The sequence below is a fragment of the Rhodopirellula bahusiensis genome (assembly GCF_002727185.1).
In the GTDB taxonomy this organism is placed as follows: domain Bacteria; phylum Planctomycetota; class Planctomycetia; order Pirellulales; family Pirellulaceae; genus Rhodopirellula; species Rhodopirellula bahusiensis.
This window is the reverse complement of sequence record NZ_NIZW01000008.1, coordinates 25,658-44,880: the sequence shown is the minus strand read 5'-3', so window position 1 is coordinate 44,880 and position 19,223 is coordinate 25,658. Positions and strand designations below refer to the sequence as shown.

Sequence of the window (19,223 nt, the reverse complement as noted above, 5' to 3'; positions counted from 1 at the left end):
CATGGAGTGTGGGCTATTCATTGGGACAATTATGTTGCTCAATCTTTTGCGTCGCATTTGAAAGTTGGTTCATCAAACAAGATCGTGTTGATTGGCGATTCACATGTAACACAGGAGATGGCCGTCGATTTTGTGTTTCAGCTGAAGTCGATGACCAAGTGTGTTGCCGCGTCGACACCTTCACCTGCGTACGACTCAACGTCGCTCCGAAGTATTTCCGCGACACGGATTGGCACACCGCATCAAGCGTTCGCATGGCCGACCCAAGAATTTCGTTCGTACGCATCTTCTACCTCGCGGTCTTCTCGGGCATCCAAGGTTGGAATAGGTATTCGGTCGGGTTGTACGAAGCAATCAGCACCGTGACGTCCACACCAAACGCAATCGGGCGTCTCTTTTCTCCACTATTTGCGGAATCAGAACGAACGGGGCCGCTACCCCGTGGGAACGAGCCCAATAAGGGTTGTAGAATCTTGAGCTTTACTTGCTAGCGGTTGGAGCCCGGTAACTTTCAACCTGCGTCAATGTCACTATGTCGGCTGCGAAATAAACGATGAAAATCAGCTTCCTGAGTTTCTGCAACTTTCGTTGCTTTGGACCTGCCCCAGTTTCGATCGACTTGAACGATATCTCGGTTTTGATAGGTGAGAACGGGGCTGGAAAGTCAGCCGCTCTTCTCGGACTGGCTCGTTTGTTCGGACTCACCAAAGAGCAACGTTCAATTCGCGCCGATGACTTTCATTTGCCGGTTGGAGTTTCGCGATCTGATGCCGATCTAAAGTCGTTGTCACTTTGGATCGAGGCCAGAATCGAATTCGATACGGAAGGCGGCGGAGATGATGCGTCCGCTATTCCTGAGCATTTCAAGCAGATGCGGGTGAATGAACCCGGTGGTCGACCGTATTGTCGAATCCGCCTCGAAGCAGTCTGGCAGAAAGGTAATTTGCCTGAAGGTGAGGTGGAGCAATCGCTGAACTGGATCAAAACGTCGTCTGATATTTCAGAAGAAATTAACGACGAATATCGCCAGCCACTTTCGGCATTCGAGCGACAGCGAATTCACGTTCACTACATTCCCGGAGCACGTGATCCATCGAAGCATGTCCGCGTTTCATCACAATCGCTGCTCAAACGGTTGCTCGATGCCGCTCGTTGGACAGACGACCTTGCCGATTCGATCAACGCTGCGACCGACGGAATCGTAAGCAACTTTAGTAGTGAACCGGCAATTACAGAGCTTCAGCGTTCGCTCAATGAGTCTTGGAACGGGTTGTACAACCGCAGTCGATTCAAAGAAATTGTATTGCACCTCGAAACACAAACCGTTGAAGACTTCGTCTCGTCCTTCACAGCAGGAATGAAAACCGCAGCAGAAGATGATTGTGTTCCTGTAGATCGATTGAGCGACGGGCTGCGATCACTCTTGTACTTTTCGATAGTTAAATCCGCCTTTCAGATCGAGCAGGCCGCAATCGATGACTTCTCTGGCGAGCACGCGTTCGACGAAGAACGCCTTGACCCTCCGTTGCTGACAGTTTTCGCGGTCGAAGAGCCAGAGACCCACCTCGCTCCGCATTTGCTGGGGCGGGTCGTAAAAATGTTTCGCGAGATCATCAAACCGCCGAGGGCTCAAGCGATTTTTTCGTCGCACTCTCCGTCGGTGCTTGCCCGAATTGAACCTGAAGAGATTCGTTACTTGCGGCTTGATCCAACCACGGCGGTCGCGTCCGCTCACAAACTGGATCTTCCGACAGAACAGTGTGATGCGGACAAGTTCATTCGACAGGCGGTTCGTGCCTATCCGGAACTCTATTTCGCTCGTCTCGTTGTTCTCGGAGAAGGAGATAGCGAACAAGTTGTACTGGCACGTCTCCTTGATACGAACGATTTACCTTCCGATCCCAATGTCATTTCTGTCGTTCCACTCGGTGGTCGTCATGTGAACCACATGTGGCGACTGCTCAATAGTCTTTCCATTCCCCATCTCACATTGCTAGACATGGATTGCGATCGAAAGGGCGGCGGCTGGGGGCGGATTCACTACGTTTGTGAACAACTCATTGAACTTGGGCATAAGCGAGAAGATATTCTCGAAATTAGTGATGGCGATAGCACATCAGTCCTGAGCGAGGAGAAATTCGCTGAGATGCCCACTTGGGGTGTGCCAGACGAGTATTTCATGGGATGGGTGAAGAGCTTGCGCGAATATGGCGTCTACTTTTCAGACCCGCTCGATCTGGATTATTCGATGCTGCAAAAGTTTCCGGGGGAGTACCACGAGACCGCTGACGGCGAGCCACGATCACTTTCCGACGATCCGAAAGTTCGGAAGACCCAGGTAGCAGGTCTATTCCGAAGCGTCTTCGGAAAGGGCAAGATTGCGCAACCCGATCGACTTGAGTCTCATCACGAAAGTCTGCGATGGTATCGCTACCTCTTTATTCAACGCAGCAAACCCGCGACGCACATGGCGGCTCTTGCTGAAATTGAAGACGAAGACTTGCTGGCGAAATGCCCTGACGAATTGAAGAGACTGATTCGCGCGGTCAAGAGGAAAATTAAAAATGGCTAGACTGCGTAATCGAAATCTGAAGATTGAAAAGCAGTCTTGGCAGCCCGTTGGAATCGAGTCTCTGGAAGACAACGCCCTGACCGCTGTTCAAGCTGAACGGAACAGTATCGTCGTTGCTGGCCCAGGTGCCGGTAAAACTGAATTGCTGGCTCAGCGAGCTGACTACCTGCTGCGAACGGACACAAGCAAGTCACCTCGCCGAATCCTCGCAATCAGCCTAAAGCGTGATGCTGCGAAGAACTTGCAGGATCGTGTCGGGAAGCGTCTGCCTGCGGAACTTGCAGAGCGATTCGACTCGATGACGCTCGACGCGTTCAGCAAGAATCTTGTCGATAGATTTCGCCTGGCAATTCCAGAATTCTGGCGACCAAACGACGACTATCGTATTGAATTCAACATAAAGGAGGAGCGTGCAGACCGTATGATCCGAGAGGCGGCCCAACGACTCAATTGCGAACCCGCTGACGTGGCGGGCATTGGACCAATCCGGTGGTATCGGGAGTGCTTTTCACTTCGGCTCCCAATCGACGGAAGTGCGATCCTGGAAATCGGTTCCATACGCGAACAATTGGCCGTGTCTCAGTGGCAGCACTATCTTCATGGAAAATACCGCTACCTCAACTTTCACATGATCGCTCGTCTTGCAGAGCTGGCGTTGCGAACCAACCCGGCAGTTTTGCACGCAATGCGGGCAACCTACTCTCACGTTTTCCTCGATGAATTCCAGGACACGACAAACCTTCACTACGATCTTCTACGAACCGCATTTCTTGAATCAGACTCAGTCTTGACCGCAGTGGGCGATACGAAGCAGTGCATCATGACTTGGGCAGGGGCATTGGCCGGAATCACGAAGCGATACTCGGAAGAATTCGCTGCAGATCCCTACGTGCTTCGAGCCAACTATCGTTCAGAACCCGAACTGATCCACATCATTGGATCACTTGCCCAGCAGATCGAGCCCGAGGCGATTCTCCCCATTTGTGGACGGGGGCGTGAGTCTGGAAAGGGCCAATGTCGTGTCATCGCGTTCTCGGATGAAGCAGAGGAGGCGATCGCAATCGCATTGGTATTGAATGAACTGGTCGAGGATGAAGGTGTCGAACCGCGAGACATCTGTGTGATCTGTCGGAAATTTGTCGGTCAATACTCATCCAATCTGGTCGAGGCGTTGCAGCAGATCAACGGTTTGGCGAGAGTGCGCGATGAAACAAAACTACAGGACTTGCTGGCTGAGCCCCTTGTCGAACTGGTTGTAGATGCTTTTCTCGTCGCGGTAAGCGATGAGCCTCAGCCGGATTCATGGTCCCGCCTTCAATCAGTACTAGAGAAGACTGGACGCAGTGACTCCACTCAACAGCAGAAGATTCGCAACAAACTGCTTAGCACTTTGATCGACTGTTTGCGGCTATCACTTCCGCAGTGTGAAAAGACAGACGATGGGATCAAGGTCGAAGTGAATCGAGTCATCGACGCAATTGGAGAAAAGTCGTTTCGACAAAGTCATCCACAATATCGACAAGGTACCTTCTTCGAGGAAACTGTCTCCAACGTAGTCAAGCAACTTGGGTATCGCTACGGCGACGAACCACATCAGTTTGGAACCTGGACCGATGTAATCGGCGATCTACTGGGCGAGACTTCAATTCCGGTGATGACAATTCATAAAAGCAAAGGACTGGAATATCACACCGTTATATTCGTCGGGCTTGAAGATGCTGCATTCAACAACCTCAAAGACCCAGCCGGAGACGCGAATGCGTTTTTCGTCGCCTTCTCACGAGCGAAACAACGCGTGCTTTTCACTTTCGCAAAATCTCGGTTCAGGCGGAAGCAGAGCCGTAAGAACGTCAATCTGTTGTACGGTTGGCTAGAAGAAGCCGGCGTCGGTATCGAAAACGCATCGGACATCAAATTCGACGAGTCGATTTGGTGATGGTCTGACGTGGCAATCCTTTTCTCGTCCGCTGCAGCAATTGCCCCCCTCCGTGGTTCTTGCTGGATCGTGCGAACGAAGTTGAACATCTAATGCGTTAGCTTGGCTTTATCCAGGCGTACAGGAATATTCCGGTCAGGGCTCCGGCGAGTGTGAATAGGGCCATCCGCGCGTCCGCCAATCTGGGCGTCGATTGTGCCGGGGCATGCCCCGGTGATTGTTCATCCAGCTCCGAAAATCATCCCGCCGATGGCGACACCCGTGTGAAACGGCTTCGGCTCGTATTCAATTGGTTTGCTCTGAACCGATTTCGCATGCACGGATTTCAGAATCACCATCGAGATTTCTGCGACGATGATGCCGTTGCCGATAATCAAATATATGAACGGCTCTTGGAACAGAAACATGTCGTGGACTCTTTGCCCACGAACGACTTGCGACTCAAATCCAGAATGCGTCGATCTTGGTTCGTCCTGAGGGTTGCGACCGAAAGAACTTCGCCTCGGCATGGACGACATTCCATGACTGCGGTCTTTTCATCTTCGGCACCATAGAACACAGGCTTGCCTGCCCTTTTGATGCGTCCAGCACCAACACACTTGTTGGGCAGCATTCGATCCTTCTCGTAGGGAGCAAGATCTGTATCCTGAACATTTGGCTCTTCCGCCGAATCGGTGGGTGAAAACGTTTTGAGCCCCGGTTGAATGGGGACCGTTTGTCGACCTCGGCTCGGGCTCAGCAGAATGGGGCCGCCCCTCCCGCCTCGCCTTCGCATCGACCTGGGGCGGGCCAGTGTCAGGCCGATGCGAAGGCGAGGCGGAAGGGGCTCCAACAATCACGTCACAAAAAAGATGCATCTTGCCGGACACTGAGCTATTGATGTTGTTGCGACACTTCAGCAACAACCCAGGACCGACAAGATGCAGCTCAAAACTATCCTCAACCGAGTCGAAAGGCAAAAGGGGTTTGTTTACACTCGTATCCGATGGAGTGACGACAACCAAGCGATCTCGATCAGCATCAAGCCACACGCGCGAAGTCGCCCCATTTGCAGTGGCTGCGGAACGAAACGCCCCGGATACGACACGCGAGGAGAAAGGCGGTTCGAGTTTGTACCGCTGTGGGGTTTCCCGGTGTTTTTTCTTTACGCGATGAGGCGAGTTGCTTGCCCCGCCTGTGGCGTGGTGATCGAGAAAGTTCCTTGGGCAGATGGAAAGCATCACAGCACCTACAGCTATCGGATTTTTCTCGCCGCATGGGCAAAGCGGCTGAGCTGGAAAGAAACAGCGTTAGTCTTCGGTACCAGCTGGGACACGGTCTACCGGGCAATTGCCTGGGTGGTTCGTTGGGGACTGATCCACCGGGAAATCGGCTCCATTGAAGCGATCGGCGTAGATGAGATTGCCTACCGTCGAGGACACAAGTACCTGACGCTGGTCTACCAGATTGATGCCGACTGCCGACGGTTGCTTTACGTCGCTCGAGATCGAACCGAGGAAAGTCTGCGCGGTTTTTTCAACGCCGTTCCAGAGACATCGATCCAGAGTTTGAAGTTCATTTGCACCGACATGTGGCGTCAGTACATGAACGTGATCGCCGAGAAGGCCGCCGACGTGGTACACATCTTGGACCGATACCACGTGATGAAGAAGTTCGGCGATGCGCTCAACAAGGTCCGGGTTGAGGAGGCCCGGCAGTTGAAAGCCGATGGCTATGAAGAGGTGCCAAAAGGGTCTCGATGGTGCCTTCTAAAACGCCCTGAGAATCTGACGGACAAGCAAACGGTCAAGCTTGATGATCTCCTGCAATATAACCTGAAGAGCATCAAAGCTTATCTGATGCGAGAAGACTTCCAACGGTTCTGGAGCTACCAAAGTCCGGCCTGGGCAGGCAGATTTCTCGATCAATGGTGTACTCGAGCGATGCGCTCGAAAATCGAACCGATGAAGGATATGGCACGCACACTACGCAGACACCGAACCCTACTGTTGAACTGGTTTCTCGCTCGTGGCGAGATCTCCAACGGCAGCGTGGAAGGCATGAACACCAAAGCCAAACTGGCGTTGAGAAAGGCATACGGTTTCAAGTCGTATAAAACGATCGAAATCGCCCTGTATCACCAGTTAGGAAAGCTACCCGAGCCAAATCAAACCCACCGATTCTGCTGACGAGGCGAACATTTAGCGACAAGTGGCCGCGTTGCGCGCGACAAATTTCCTTCGCGGCCGGATAGCCTTCGATGAATTCATCCATCGAGGCTCGAACGGCATCGACAAAAGTCTGGGCAAGTGGAGTCAGAACGTGTTCGGTTCTTTCGCGAACATCTGCTTCAAAAAGTCCATGCAAAAAAAGGCCGAAGTGGCCATTGTTGGGCGTTTCCCTAGACATTGCATTCTCGTGACACAAAATTGACCGCTGATCCCTTCAGCAGTCCGATCACGATACGACAAAACGCCGGCGTTCCCTATTCAGGAGTCGGCGTTTTTTCGTCTTCAGATTTTGGTTGGTGCTATGCAGCCATCGAAGAACAGCTTTCTTGGCATTTGCGGCAGCACTCGACGCACTTGTCCATGTTGCCGACCTTGTTGCAACTGTCTGCACACGCCTTGCAGATCTCGGCGCAGGCTCGGCAATACAACGTGTGGTTGTCGCTGTTGCGGCTCATGAAGTCGACGCAGGCGGCACAGGCGGCGATGCAGTCGAGCATTAGTTTGACGTGGGTTTGCTCGACGTGGTCGCCGCCTTCGGAAAGGCAGTGGCTGGTCAGCATGTCAGCACAGGTCGTTTGGCATTCTTGGCAGTTTTGAAGGCATTCTTTCATGGATGCAGTTGCGGTACTCATTAGCGTCTCCAGTGGAAATGTTTGTGCGGCCGCGTTGCCGCTTCCTTTTCGGAATGCAACTTGCATACCATAATGGGGTATAATGCAAATTGTCAAAAAGGCAGCCCAAGGAGCCAGCATGTCCACGCCCCAAGCCGATGCAACCGATCCGGTCTGCGGAATGACCGTCAATCCTGCCGAATCGCTTCGTAGCGAGCATGACGGGAAGCCATATTTCTTCTGTAGCGACGGATGCCTAACGAAGTTTGAGAGCGATCCGGCGGGCGTGCTGGCGGAGCGTGCTCAGAAGGAGGCGGGCAACGAGACCTCATGCTGCGGTGGCGGAGCGGCTGTGCATCAAATCGGCGAGCAGCCACGGGCGTCGTCGTGCTGCGGTGGTCACTCATCATCCAAGGCGAGCGATACGCCCGCAGACCCGACAGCGATCTACACCTGTCCAATGCACCCGGAGATCGAGCAGGTTGGCCCCGGGGACTGCCCGATCTGTGGGATGGATTTGGAGCCGAAATTTGTCGACATGGCGGACGATGGTGATGACGAACAGTACGCCGACATGAAGCGTCGATTCTGGGTCGGCGTTGTTCTGTCGGTGCCGCTGTTGGTGATCGCAATGGGGCCGATGGTGGGCTTGCGCGTGGCGGACTGGATGAGTCAATCGGTGTTCGGTTGGTTGCAACTCGCGCTCGCAACGCCGGTGGTGTTTTGGTGCGGTTGGCCGTTGTTGGTGCGAGGTGCAAAGTCGTTTCGCAGCTTTAATCTAAACATGTTCTCGCTGATTGCGGTCGGAACACTGGCGGCGTACTTTTTCAGTTTGGTCGTCGTGCTGTTGCCTGGCGTGATTCCGGAAGCGTTTTATGAAAACGGTGTTGCCCCGCTGTACTTCGAGGCTGCTGCCGTGATCATCACACTCGTCCTTTTGGGGCAAGTGTTGGAACTGCGGGCCCGCCAGCAAACAGGTGGTGCGATCCGTGAGTTGATGCAGCTTGCGCCAGAGACAGCTCACCGAATCACGGACGATGGCGAAGAAGAAGTCGCGTTGAATGCCGTTCACAAGGGAGATCGTCTGCGAGTCCGGCCTGGTGAAAAGGTTCCTGTGGATGGTCGCGTCATGAGCGGTTCAAGCAGCGTTGATGAGTCGATGTTGACCGGTGAGCCGATCCCTGTCCAAAAGGTCGAAGGGGACGAGATCACCGGCGGGACATTGAATCAAACGGGTGCTTTGGTAATGGAAGCGGTCGGGGTGGGCGGCGATACCGTCCTCAATCGAATCGTGCAAATGGTCGCCGACGCTCAGCGAAGCCGTGCTCCGATTCAGAAACTGGTCGATGTGGTTTCCCGATATTTTGTTCCGGCAGTGATCGTTTGTTCGATAGCGGCGTTCATCGGCTGGGCTGTGTTTGGTCCCGAACCACAGCTCGCCCATGCCTTCGTAGCGGCCGTGGCCGTGTTGATCATCGCGTGCCCCTGTGCTCTCGGACTCGCCACGCCAATGTCGGTCATGGTCGGTGTGGGGCGAGGCGCGAAGGAAGGTGTGTTGATCAAGAACGCCGAAGTGCTAGAGGTGATGGAGAAGGTTGATACGATCGTCGTCGACAAGACGGGGACACTGACGCAGGGGCGACCGGAAGTCACAGCGGTCGAGACATTCGGTGACTGGGGTGAAGACGACGTGTTGCGGATGGCTGCGGCCGTCGAGAGCCAGAGTGAACATCCGCTTGCTCAGGCGGTTGTCCGGCGAGCAAAGAGCGACGATCTGCAATTGGCTGAGGCGAGCGATTTCAACAGCATCACGGGTGGCGGTGTCCATGCCCGAGTCGGTCAGCACGAGGTCGTGATTGGCAAAGCGGACTTGCTTGACGAACAAGGCGTGACCGGTGTCGACGCGGGCCGGTCGAAAGCAGGTTCGCATCAAGCCGAAGGTGCAACGGTCGTGTTTGTCTCGATTGATAGCGCGCTCGCCGCGATCCTTACCATCACCGATCCGATCAAGGAAAGCACGCCGGCGGCTCTGAAGACGCTGCATCATCTCGGGCTAAAGGTCATCATGTTGACCGGTGATGCTGAACCGACCGCGAGGGCCGTGGCCACTAAGCTGGGAATCGACGAGTTTCATGCGGGCGTTTCACCTGAGGACAAACACGATTTTGTCCAGAAACTCAAACATGAAGGCAAGACCGTCGCGATGTGCGGTGACGGAATCAACGACGCACCGGCACTTGCCGAGTCCAATGTGGGGATTGCAATGGGGACCGGAACCGGCGTCGCGATCGAATCGGCGGGTGTCACACTGGTGGGTGGTGACCTGCGGGGCGTCGCGGCGGCCGGAAACTTGAGCCGAAAAACAATGAGCAACATTCGGCAAAATCTGTTCTTCGCGTTTATCTACAACGCCCTCGGAATTCCCGTTGCAGCAGGGCTTCTGTACCCGTTCTTTGGCGTTTTGCTGAGTCCCATGATCGCGGCGGCGGCGATGAGCTTGAGCAGTGTATCGGTGATCGCGAACGCATTGCGTCTTCGCGCAGCGAAGCTGACCTAAACGGCTTTCGCTTCAGAAACGAAACCTCCACGAAATTCTTCCACTTTCCGTGAAGAAACGGCCTGTCGAGATCATCTAAACCCTGCACATGGTTGGAAATTCGCACTCCCGTGGCGAAACGTCGCCTAAAGGAGTGCTGATGTTCGTAAACGAAGTGGTCATTGAGCGAGCAATCTGCGGTGAGTCAGAGGCTCAACGCGAGATCTATGAAGCGTTTTATCCTCGCGTCTACCGGCTGGTCCGGCGGATCGTTGGTGAAACCGATGCAGATGATGTGAGCCAAGATGCGTTCATGCAGGTGCTGTCGAAGCTTGATTCCTATGGTGGAAACGCCGCATTCGCGACTTGGGTGCATCGTGTCGCGGTCAATCAGGCTCTGCAACACGTCCGCTCTCGCAATCGGCATCCAACCGAACCATTCTACGAGGATTCGATGACTGGAAAGGATACGCGAAGGCAGGCCGGGTTGTCCGAGCTTCTGGACGCGGCGTTGCGTCGCATTGACGTCGAGCTGCGAATAATCTTTCAGCTCAAGGAGATCGACGGGCTAGCCTACGCAGAGATCGCGCAGACGGTCGGCATCCCTGAGGGAACCGTGGGTTCCCGATTGAATCGAGCCAGACGAGAACTTCAAGTACAACTGATTGACTTAGGGTGGGAGCCTTAACATGAAATGCCAAGAAGCCGCCGCACAGCTATCGGCATACTTCGACGACGAACTCGCCAGCGAGGTGGCTGACCGAGTCAGGCAGCATGTGGAGTCGTGCCAGACCTGCCAAACGAAACTGCAATCCTTCGCGGGAATTCGCAAACTGTCGACGCAGTATCGCGAACCAGCGGCCGAAGCCCCTTCCTGGGAGACGTTTGCCGCCCGAATGAATAGGGCGCAACCAACGGTGCAGCTCGCGCCTGATCACACGCCCAGCGGTCGGCGAAGACTAAGGGATGTTGCAATCATTGTCGCCGCGCTGGCGGCATCCGTCGTGATCCTGTTGTCGGTTCGACAGCCTGAGCCTTCGGATGAACATGCAGTCGCACAACAGCACTCGCATTCTCATGCCGGAGCGATGGCTGGCATGCCTTCAACGCCCATCGACTTTCAAGACGTGGTGCTGGGCTTTAGCCAAGATTCCAATCTCGCAGTGAATTCGTTCGCCTCCAAGTACGACGGAACCGAGGTGTCGATTGACGATGCAGAACAGGATTTAGGGTTCCGGCCTCAGGCAAAAAAGTCGCTTCCGACTGGCGTTCAGTTGGTATCGACTCGCTTGTTGACGTTGCCGGAATGCAACTGTGCCGAAGGTGAGTGCCTCTGTGGCCCCGACGGGTGCAACTGCGTCGCGTGTGTCTGCCAGCGACCCGATGGTTCAACTTACATGTTGGTTGAAAAGTGCAAGTCGCAAAAGGTGAGCTTCGGCGATCTTCCAGTGCAACTTGTTCGTCGCGGTGACAAGACGCTCCAGGTTGCCAAAAGCAAGGATGGAATCGCGGTCTCGTGGGAAGGCTCTCATGCGAGGACGACCGCAATTGGTTTGCGAGACGCATCCGAGTTGGATGTGCTGTTGGCTGCTAATTAGGGACCAATCTGTTTTCTGGTTCGTTGTTTGACGCGAGTGAGTTGCGAAGGCGAAGTTATGATTGGTTGTCAAACGCATGCCGCCCCTGCCAGGGTTTTGTTTGATTTCCAACGGATCGCTAATTAAAATCCGGTTACCCCGCAAGGGTATGTGCGGGGGTTGGCAGCACCCTACCCGAATCCGTTACGCAATCGCCAGCGTATCGGTGCAAAGCATCCTAGAACTGAAACACTGAGTGGAGCACCATGACTAATCCAGAGGACCGACGTAAATTTTTGAAAGTGGGAACGATTGCCGCCGCCGCGGGGCTGGCGGGCAAGGCAATGGCCCAAGAAGGCAACGGCGATTTGAACTTGCCCAATGCCCCGGATGCTCCGTCGCCGATCGGGAACGCGTCGGCTGAACCCAGCATCCCCGACGGATCAGACGCAGTCGCGGAAATCGATGGCTTCAGTCGGTTCAAGCCGTCTCGCGGTAACGATCCGGATTCGGACTATTACATCGGGAAAAAGATGCCGGGCTTTCGTCCCGCGTCGACAGGTCCGGCCCCGTTCGAGGCTCCGGACTTGGATAAGCTGCCTTGGAAGATGGTCAACGGCGCGAAGGAGTTCCAATTGGTGCCGATGGCAGTCGAGCGAGAATTCCTGCCGGGCTATCGGATGAATGTCTATGGCTACAACGGCAGCATGCCGGGGCCAACGATTGAAGTGACGCAGGGTGATCGCGTACGCATTGTCGTAACGAACGAATTGCCGGAAGACACCTTTGTCCATTGGCACGGGTTTGAATTGCCGGTCCAGTATGACGGAGCGGCGACGCTAACGCAGAATCCGATCAAGCCGGGGCAGACAATGGTGTTTGAATTCGATGTCCATGAGGAAGGCACGTTCTTCTATCATTCGCATGTCCCGATGCAAGAAGCGTTTGGACAGGTCGGTTGGTTCATCGTTCATCCGAAAAAGGTTTACGATCCGCCAGTTGACCGTGACTTCGGCCTGATCTTTCAAAACTTCTTTGTTGAACCGACGCAGACCGTTGCTGATAGTTGGAAGATGGATTGGAACTGGCATACAATCAACGGACGTAGCGGGCCGCTCACCACACCGCTGGTCTGCAAACATGGCGAACGTGTCCGCATTCGCTTGATGAATTTTGCTCCGATGCAGCACCACCCGATCCACTTGCATGGGCACACGTATTGGGAAACGGGCCACGAAGGAGCACGAACTCCGAGCAGTGCTTGGATTCCTCGCAACAACTCACTTGTGGGGATTGCTCAAGCGACCAACTTTGAGTTTATCGCCAACAACCCTGGCGATTGGATTTTCCATTGCCACATGGTTCACCACATGATGAACCACATGACACGGCAAGTTGGACCGCGGATTCGCAAAGGTGTGAACGTGGATCGTTACTTGCAGGACACATCGACGCGGCCGGCCGTTGACTTCACTCGCAATGATCCAGGCTTCAACACGCCCGGCTATCCGCAAAAGATGTTGGGCATGGAGCGAACGATGCCCCAGATGGAGGCGATCTGGAATCGTCGCGAGGTCAGGGGCATGCGGGCGAACTATCCGATGGCGGTGAAGGGCTTGATGACCGTTCTGCGAGTCTTGCCGGATGACCTTTACAAATTGGTGATGGAAAGCAACGAGCCGGTCGAAAAGGGGGCCGTGTTTGCCGAAATCGTGCGCCGCTTCGGCGACCCAGAGCGTTATGAGGCCGCTCCCAAGATGATGGGCATGAACATGTAGCTGGGGATGCCGCGACGGGCGAAACCATCTACACTACGGTTTTAGGCCACGAATCAGGGTGAAAGTCAGCCGCCATATGCTGAGCGAAGACGACAAAAAACGAATTCATCATCGGATTCGGAGAATCATCGGACAGGCCGAGGCCGTCGATCGCATGGTGCAGGAAGAAGCACCATGCGTGGATGTCGTCATGCAGATTAGTGCCGCGTCGGGCGCACTTTCCAAAGTGGCGCAACTCGTCCTTCAGGACCACCTCGCTGGCAGTCTGTCGGACGCGGCGTCGTCCGATGATGCTGCCCAGCGGGAAGCGATCTTGCAGGAGCTGATCGTCCTTTTTGATAAGTACGCATCGACGAAATAGATGGGGAGTCTGGGAGACAAGGAGTTTGGGAGATGCAGAACTCCGTGTCTCCGTGTCTCCGTGTCTCCCCATCTCCCAGACTCCCCCTCTTCTTCCTACCTCGGTTTCGGTACGGCCGAGATGTGTCCCGGAGGCTGCGGGCCAGTCGGGGCCATCAAGCCGCCGTTGAGCAGGTAGCCGGCGATCAGCGTTTCGTTGCTGCGCCACGCGACCAGGTGATTGATGTACTGTGCTCGCAGGCGGTAGTACTTGATTTGACTTTCGAGGACTTGTGGCCAATCGACACGGTCTTCCTCGTAGGCGTCGAGTAAGACTTCGTAGGCCAGTTTCGATTCTGGCACAATCACCTCCTGGTAGCTGCGAACGTTTTGCAGCGCGGTGAAATAGATTTGGTAGGCGCGAGCAAGGTCGCGTTGCAACGTCAACTCGACCCGGTTGATTTCGCCACGTTGACGCACAACGTCTGATTCTGCTTGACGAATTGTTCCTTGGTTCCAATCGTACAACGGAACCTCGATTGCGAGGCCCGTCATGTGAGTATTCTCTTTGGCTTCAAGGTTACGACCGTAACCGTAATTTACAACAATGTCCGGAATCGGTTCGACGGTCTCACGCTTGACCTTAATTTCGTCGGCGACCAATTTAGCTCGCGCGGCCAGGATTTGTGGGCTTTCGCTTAGCAGACGATCCAAAGCCACATCGAAATCAATCAGATTGACTTCACCTTCCAAGGTTCCAAGCAACGGAGTGGGCTGCATTCTCGCCCCGGCGATCGAGATCATCTCCCACCAGTTCTGGCGAAAGTTGTTCTGGGCAAGCATCAGATCCAAACGAGCTTGTTGCAACAAGATATTGGCATCATGCATGGCCGCGTGAGTCGCTTGACCGGCGTTGTACAACTCGCGTGAGGTGACGACGGCGTCTTCGGCGTTCTTCAAAATGTCTTGGTGAATTTGAACAAGCTCTTGTTGCCCAAGTGTCATCCAGAAGCTGATCCGCAAATCATTGAGCACTTGGTACTGTTGCTCCATCGCTCGCCACTCGGCAGCTCGCGTGAGCTGCAAGAACTTGGCACGGCTGAGTTGCAATTTTCGGGCGGTCACGATTCGCTGCGAGAACACTGCCCCCTGCCACTCGCCGGCTGTCCCACCGACGCCGACTTGTTCGCCGACGTATTGCAGCGTCGGGTTCGGAATCAATCCGGCCTGGATTGCCTTGCCCAGTCCGCTTTGAATCTGAGCTTGGGCCTGGGTCAGGGTCGGGTTTTGACTGCACGCCATCGACTCCAATGACGCCAATGTCAGGGCGGGTTCGTCGCTGACGATCATGCCTTGAGAGAGTGATTCGGGAACCGGTGGGACCGGTGGTGGTTCGGTGAATTTCTCGCCGATGCGAGGACGAAGGTCCTGCGGCGACGTCGGCGGGTAAGGGTTGTTGACGTCCGTGCCCCGTCGTTGGATGCGCTCGGAATCGGTGATCGGCTGCTGTGCGGTCGCAACCGTGGCGGAAACAAGAAGAGACGTCGACGCCAGGAAGCGACCGACACGACTGAGCGTTGACATTGAAAACTCCGTTGTAATGAAAGGATGAGTCATCCGCTCATCCCGGCCATCTTGGCCCAGGTGTAAAGTTTGGTAAAAATGCGGTACGAACCTATTTGATCGCTTCGGTAATCGCTTTCTTCCGCGTCACCATGTTGAACGCGTGCTGATACCAGTGTTTGGTTATCTTGTCGTTGACGGACGGGTGCAGCGGTAAAATCGGATCGTCGTCACACGGGTTGGTGCCGTAGTAGATTCGTTTGGTGCAGCCACAATAGTCCGGGCCGGTGCAGTCGATCATTGGACGTGGATTGCACCCGTTGCCGCACATGGCAAGTGGTTCGAAGACGAAAGGCCCACCCGTCGACGATGGCAGGATACCGCTGGGGCTGGTAACGCTTGCCGGCAGTTCGGTGACGCTGCGATTGGTGGGTGCGATGGCGTCGGACATTTCGGGCGTTGAACTCGACTGCAACATGTCCGACATGTTGCCCATCTCGGGCGCGGCCAACGTGACGGGCTGCGGTAACGATTGTCCAAACGTGTCTTGTGCGGTCACCGCACTGAACGTGAAACCAATCACGACCGTCGCGATGACCCGGTGAAACTTAAACGAATAGGCGGTCATTTTTCTTCCTTGAGCGGAGGGAACGATTCCCCAGTCTTATCGGCGTTACCGTGGTGGGGTATACAGGGGAAGGTTCTGGCGGCAGTGAGACGATCATGGTCGCTTGCCGATTATTCCGATTATCCCAGATACTCCAACCAGAAATGCAGCACGATGAACATGTGGTTACTCACCATTCTGGGGACGATCATTGTCGCTCTGAGCATCCTGGAAACGTTCATGGCGGTGCTGCATCCGCGAGCGGTTACCGGGCCGGTCACTTCGTTTGTGAACCGGATGTTTCATAAGTTGTTGAAGACATCAATCGGGCAGTCGAGCTATGTCACCTTGTTGAGTGGCCCGGTGTTGATCGTGACTCAGGTGATCTGCTGGGCGTCGCTGTTGTTGCTCGCCTTCAGCCTGATTGTTTGGCCACAGTTGGGAAGCGGCATCGTTGCCAGTTCCGGAAAGCCAACGGATACAACGATCTGGGCGGCCATCTACTACGCCGGTTTTACCGTGACCACTCTTGGGGTAGGTGATCTCGTTCCCAAAACCGCAGCGATGCAGCTTTTGACCATCCTGGCGGCTGGGCTTGGTTTCAGCTTTTTCACCCTGGTATTGGCTTACGTCATCTCGATCTATTCGACGCTTTCTCGTCGCAATCAATTTGCTAACGAGATTGATTACCGAACTGCACAGACGGGTGATAGCCTGCGATACTTGGTTCCGTATCTTTCGTCCGATGAGATGCCACTGTTGAACCAAGACCTTTACACACTCTCGGCAAACATGGCGGAACTATTGGAGTCGCATCATTTTTATCCATCGCTGCACTATTTTCGATTTGCCGAAGACCGTTACGCCATGAGCCGCGTGTTGCGATTTTGTTTGGAGGTGGCGTCGTTGATTAAAGCAATGCAAGAGACGGGTGGCCCCGCCGCGAATGCAGTCACGGAGCCTGCTGACCGATTGTGGCACGCCAGCCTGCAAATGCTTCGTGACACTGAAAAGCATTTTGTCGTTTGCAAGTCGCAAGAACCGCCGGAGGAAGTGGGAACAGCGAACCGGTTGATCTCGCAGATGGCTCAAGCAGATACTAGCCAACGGGTCAGCAATGAAAACGCCTTCTTGGATCGCTACGCTCAGTTAGCCAACACTTGGTCAACGGACTTACATTCGCTTGTGCTTTGCATGGGCAGTCAGATTGATGGTCGCTTAGATGACCAGCATCCCAATCGCCATCGCAATCATGACGCTGTTTTCGATGATAGTCACTGAGGACATGGGCAGATTGAAAGCGGTTCCCAGGCAGGCGCACTGGATCGCCTGCTTCTTTCGCACGGCCATGATTACCCCCACCAAGCCAATCGACATGATCGCAGCAGTCAGAATGTTTGCGACAGTCAAGAGGCTTCCCGTTACAAAGAGTAAACCCAACGCGACCTCGATCCAGGGGTACGAGATCGCGTACGTTCGCGACCGACGAGCGATTACGTCGTAGGTGGCGAACGCATCAGCAAATTTCTCGACATTGAGCAATTTGAAAAAGGCGAACCCGAGGAAAAACATGCCCATGAAGTTGCTCATGAATCGCATCCAATTCCATTGATCCTGATTTGACTCCAAGAGAAATGCGCCGCCGAGGACGTACAAAACAACCAAAAGGAGTGGTTTGTACGTCTTGAGATTGAATGTCGTTTTTCCATCTTCGATTTGTTCTGGTTTCGGAGAATTTGGTTCGTTGACGACTTCTGCCCGGAAACCTGCTTGATTCATCAACTCAACGATTCGATCCGGGCTACCCTCGGATGAAAGCTCTGCTCGAACGAGTTTGCGAGGATCATTTAGATCAGAGTCCCAGCTTACGATCGTTGGATCGTTCTCCAGCAGAGGGGCAACTTTCGCGAGGCATCCTCCGCAAGTCATATTTGTTGAAACGGTCACTGTCATGGATTCAATTTCCTCGATGGTCACATTTGGTTGGTTCATGGATCATGGCCTCGATGATCGGACAGCCGTCCAGCGAGCCGCGACCACTGCAATCTTGGACAAGCCCCGATAGCGTGGTCTCCATCTGCTGAAGGTCGACGAGCTTCTGCCGGATTGCCACAAGCTTCTGCTCGGCGAGCTGCTTCACTTTGCCCCGAGATTCATGGGGTATCTCTGAAAGTGCGAGTAGTTCGCCAATCTCCGCGAGTGTAAATCCAAGGTCCTTCGCACGCCTGATGAAGCGGATTCGGTCAACAGTGCTCTCCGGATACTCCCGGAACAAAGTCCTCACCGGCGACGGCTCGGCAAGCAATCCGCGACGCTGATAGAACCGCACCGTTTCAACGCCGACGCCGGCGGCTTCTGCGACTTTCCCAATGGTAAAACGACTCATCTGACCCTCTCGTGGAAGCATTATCGACTCCGTACCGTGGTACGGAGTCAAGCTAAATCGCTGTTTTTTGGCAGAGGAAAGCAGAGTGGGCTGACGGAAGATTCAGTTTTCCTAGGCAAGGAGAACCGGCGTATCGCCCCCCAGCATCGGCTATGTCGTCAATAGGCAATTGCCGATGTTGAACTGAACAAACCGAAATGGCGTTTTAGTAGTCGTCACGAGGAACCTCACCACCCGCTCGCGTGCACAATGCTTTGTAAATGTCTTCATCGATCGACTCGGTAATGAAACGAACGTGGCCATCGGCAAAGGTGAATTGGGCACCTCCCTCGTGCAGACTGCTGAAGTCTTCGGGCAACGCTTCGGGATAGTTGGGTGCATGATCGCCGACGCCTAACACACGCGCAAAGCTGTCCTCACCGTTCGGCGCGCTGCCGGTCCATGTGGACATGCTCAGCAGCGAGGTGCGTTCACCCACCATGATCGTGTGGCTTGTACCGTCACGAATGTCGCGAAATGCCGTCCTGCTGTTGTGAAAGAAAATGCCGTCGGATTCGCAAACGCTTCCGATCGGGACATCTTCACACTCGTCAATCTCAACGGTTCCGAAACAACCGGGATAGTTCGATGTACTCAGCCGGGTCAACGTCGCACCTGAATCACGATCTTCGATTTCCCACGTCGGGTCGCCGACGTCCGAGGGGCACCGGAAGGTCGGAAGTTCCGTCAGGCGTGGCACTTCGTTCTGTGCGTCAAGTATCGACCGGCCCCAGTCGATTTCGTCATTCACGGCAGCCTGTTCCATTTGACTGAGGATCATCGCGGACCAGGCCCAACCGGATGGGCCATCCACGAACGGCTGCCGCGTGGCTTCATCATTGCCCAACCAGCCAGGCGGAAAAGTTCGGAAGGCACTTTGATAATTATGCAGGGCTAGTCCAATCTGCTTCATGTTGTTTTGACAACTCATCCGTCGAGCCGCCTCGCGGGCGGCTTGGACGGCAGGAAGCAGCAACCCGACCAGAATGCCGATGATCGCAATCACGACGAGAAGCTCAATCGGCGTAAAACCACGCCGGAGCGTTTCGGAAAATTTCATAAGTCGATT

The 19,223-nt window shown here is 54.5% G+C and carries 17 protein-coding genes; 9 read left to right on the top strand and 8 right to left on the bottom strand.

Translation table 11 applies throughout. The features are described from left to right. The first annotated feature begins 553 nt into the window (after positions 1-553). Entirely contained in the window at positions 554-2,572 is a 2,019-nt protein-coding gene (locus tag CEE69_RS11350) for an ATP-dependent nuclease (RefSeq protein ID WP_099260773.1), read from the top strand. Then, complete coding sequence (locus CEE69_RS11345; RefSeq protein ID WP_099260772.1) at positions 2,565-4,508, top strand: UvrD-helicase domain-containing protein; 1,944 nt, start codon at positions 2,565-2,567, stop codon at positions 4,506-4,508. Before CEE69_RS11350 ends, CEE69_RS11345 begins: the two co-directional genes overlap by 8 nt. A gap of 221 nt (positions 4,509-4,729) precedes the next feature. Here the strand turns inward: CEE69_RS11345 and CEE69_RS32820 are convergent, their stop codons facing one another. Both CEE69_RS32820 and CEE69_RS33635 read right to left on the bottom strand, forming a co-directional pair. Continuing rightward, on the bottom strand, positions 4,730-4,915 hold the full coding sequence (locus CEE69_RS32820) for a hypothetical protein (protein WP_199169861.1): 186 nt from the start codon (positions 4,913-4,915) through the stop codon (positions 4,730-4,732). Beyond that, positions 4,882-5,121 (bottom strand): RES family NAD+ phosphorylase, encoded by a 240-nt coding sequence (locus CEE69_RS33635; RefSeq protein WP_158230993.1) that lies wholly within the window; start codon positions 5,119-5,121, stop codon positions 4,882-4,884. The genes CEE69_RS32820 and CEE69_RS33635 overlap by 34 nt, the downstream gene beginning before the upstream one ends. Before the next feature lie 307 nt (positions 5,122-5,428). On the opposite strand from CEE69_RS33635, the gene CEE69_RS11335 reads away from it, so the two are divergent. Further along, positions 5,429-6,676, top strand: a complete 1,248-nt coding sequence (locus tag CEE69_RS11335; protein WP_099260770.1) for an ISL3 family transposase — start codon at positions 5,429-5,431, stop codon at positions 6,674-6,676. 341 nt (positions 6,677-7,017) lie between these two features. On the opposite strand, the gene CEE69_RS11325 is transcribed toward CEE69_RS11335, so the two are convergent. Next, positions 7,018-7,350 carry a four-helix bundle copper-binding protein gene (locus CEE69_RS11325; protein WP_081611048.1) on the bottom strand — a complete coding sequence of 111 codons (333 nt, stop codon included), beginning with the start codon at positions 7,348-7,350 and terminating at the stop codon, positions 7,018-7,020. Between the two features lie 82 nt (positions 7,351-7,432). Here CEE69_RS11325 and CEE69_RS11320 point away from each other — a divergent pair, with 82 nt between their 5' ends. The 5 genes from CEE69_RS11320 (at position 7,433) to CEE69_RS11300 (ending at position 13,581) form a co-directional block, all read left to right on the top strand. Beyond that, on the top strand, positions 7,433-9,886 hold the full coding sequence (locus CEE69_RS11320; RefSeq protein WP_008670168.1) for a heavy metal translocating P-type ATPase: 2,454 nt from the start codon (positions 7,433-7,435) through the stop codon (positions 9,884-9,886). Between the two features lie 139 nt (positions 9,887-10,025). Then, positions 10,026-10,553 (top strand): RNA polymerase sigma factor, encoded by a 528-nt coding sequence (locus CEE69_RS11315; protein ID WP_233215147.1) that lies wholly within the window; start codon positions 10,026-10,028, stop codon positions 10,551-10,553. A gap of 1 nt (position 10,554) precedes the next feature. After that, complete coding sequence (locus CEE69_RS11310; RefSeq protein ID WP_008670166.1) at positions 10,555-11,463, top strand: anti-sigma factor family protein; 909 nt, start codon at positions 10,555-10,557, stop codon at positions 11,461-11,463. A gap of 245 nt (positions 11,464-11,708) precedes the next feature. Beyond that, positions 11,709-13,220: a copper oxidase gene (locus CEE69_RS11305; RefSeq protein WP_037253060.1), complete on the top strand. Its 1,512-nt coding sequence runs from the start codon at positions 11,709-11,711 to the stop codon at positions 13,218-13,220. Positions 13,221-13,278: 58 nt separating this feature from the next. Beyond that, positions 13,279-13,581, top strand: coding sequence for a metal-sensitive transcriptional regulator (locus tag CEE69_RS11300; RefSeq protein ID WP_233215146.1), 303 nt, complete (start codon positions 13,279-13,281; stop codon positions 13,579-13,581). A 95-nt stretch (positions 13,582-13,676) separates the two neighbouring features. Here the strand turns inward: CEE69_RS11300 and CEE69_RS11295 are convergent, their stop codons facing one another. Both CEE69_RS11295 and CEE69_RS11290 read right to left on the bottom strand, forming a co-directional pair. Continuing rightward, positions 13,677-15,143 (bottom strand): TolC family protein, encoded by a 1,467-nt coding sequence (locus CEE69_RS11295; protein ID WP_008670163.1) that lies wholly within the window; start codon positions 15,141-15,143, stop codon positions 13,677-13,679. 91 nt (positions 15,144-15,234) lie between these two features. After that, on the bottom strand, positions 15,235-15,750 hold the full coding sequence (locus CEE69_RS11290) for a hypothetical protein (RefSeq protein WP_008670161.1): 516 nt from the start codon (positions 15,748-15,750) through the stop codon (positions 15,235-15,237). Positions 15,751-15,903: 153 nt separating this feature from the next. Between CEE69_RS11290 and CEE69_RS11285 the strand changes: the two genes are divergently transcribed. Then, positions 15,904-17,010 (top strand): potassium channel family protein, encoded by a 1,107-nt coding sequence (locus tag CEE69_RS11285; RefSeq protein WP_008670159.1) that lies wholly within the window; start codon positions 15,904-15,906, stop codon positions 17,008-17,010. On the opposite strand, the gene CEE69_RS11280 is transcribed toward CEE69_RS11285, so the two are convergent. The 3 genes from CEE69_RS11280 to CEE69_RS11270 form a co-directional block, all read right to left on the bottom strand. Next, positions 16,948-17,721, bottom strand: a complete 774-nt coding sequence (locus tag CEE69_RS11280) for a heavy-metal-associated domain-containing protein (protein ID WP_081611044.1) — start codon at positions 17,719-17,721, stop codon at positions 16,948-16,950. The genes CEE69_RS11285 and CEE69_RS11280 overlap by 63 nt on opposite strands. After that, positions 17,687-18,115, bottom strand: coding sequence for a MerR family transcriptional regulator (locus CEE69_RS11275; protein ID WP_008670157.1), 429 nt, complete (start codon positions 18,113-18,115; stop codon positions 17,687-17,689). The genes CEE69_RS11280 and CEE69_RS11275 overlap by 35 nt, the downstream gene beginning before the upstream one ends. A gap of 205 nt (positions 18,116-18,320) precedes the next feature. Then, positions 18,321-19,214, bottom strand: coding sequence for a DUF1559 domain-containing protein (locus CEE69_RS11270; protein ID WP_099260768.1), 894 nt, complete (start codon positions 19,212-19,214; stop codon positions 18,321-18,323). Positions 19,215-19,223: the final 9 nt, after the last annotated feature.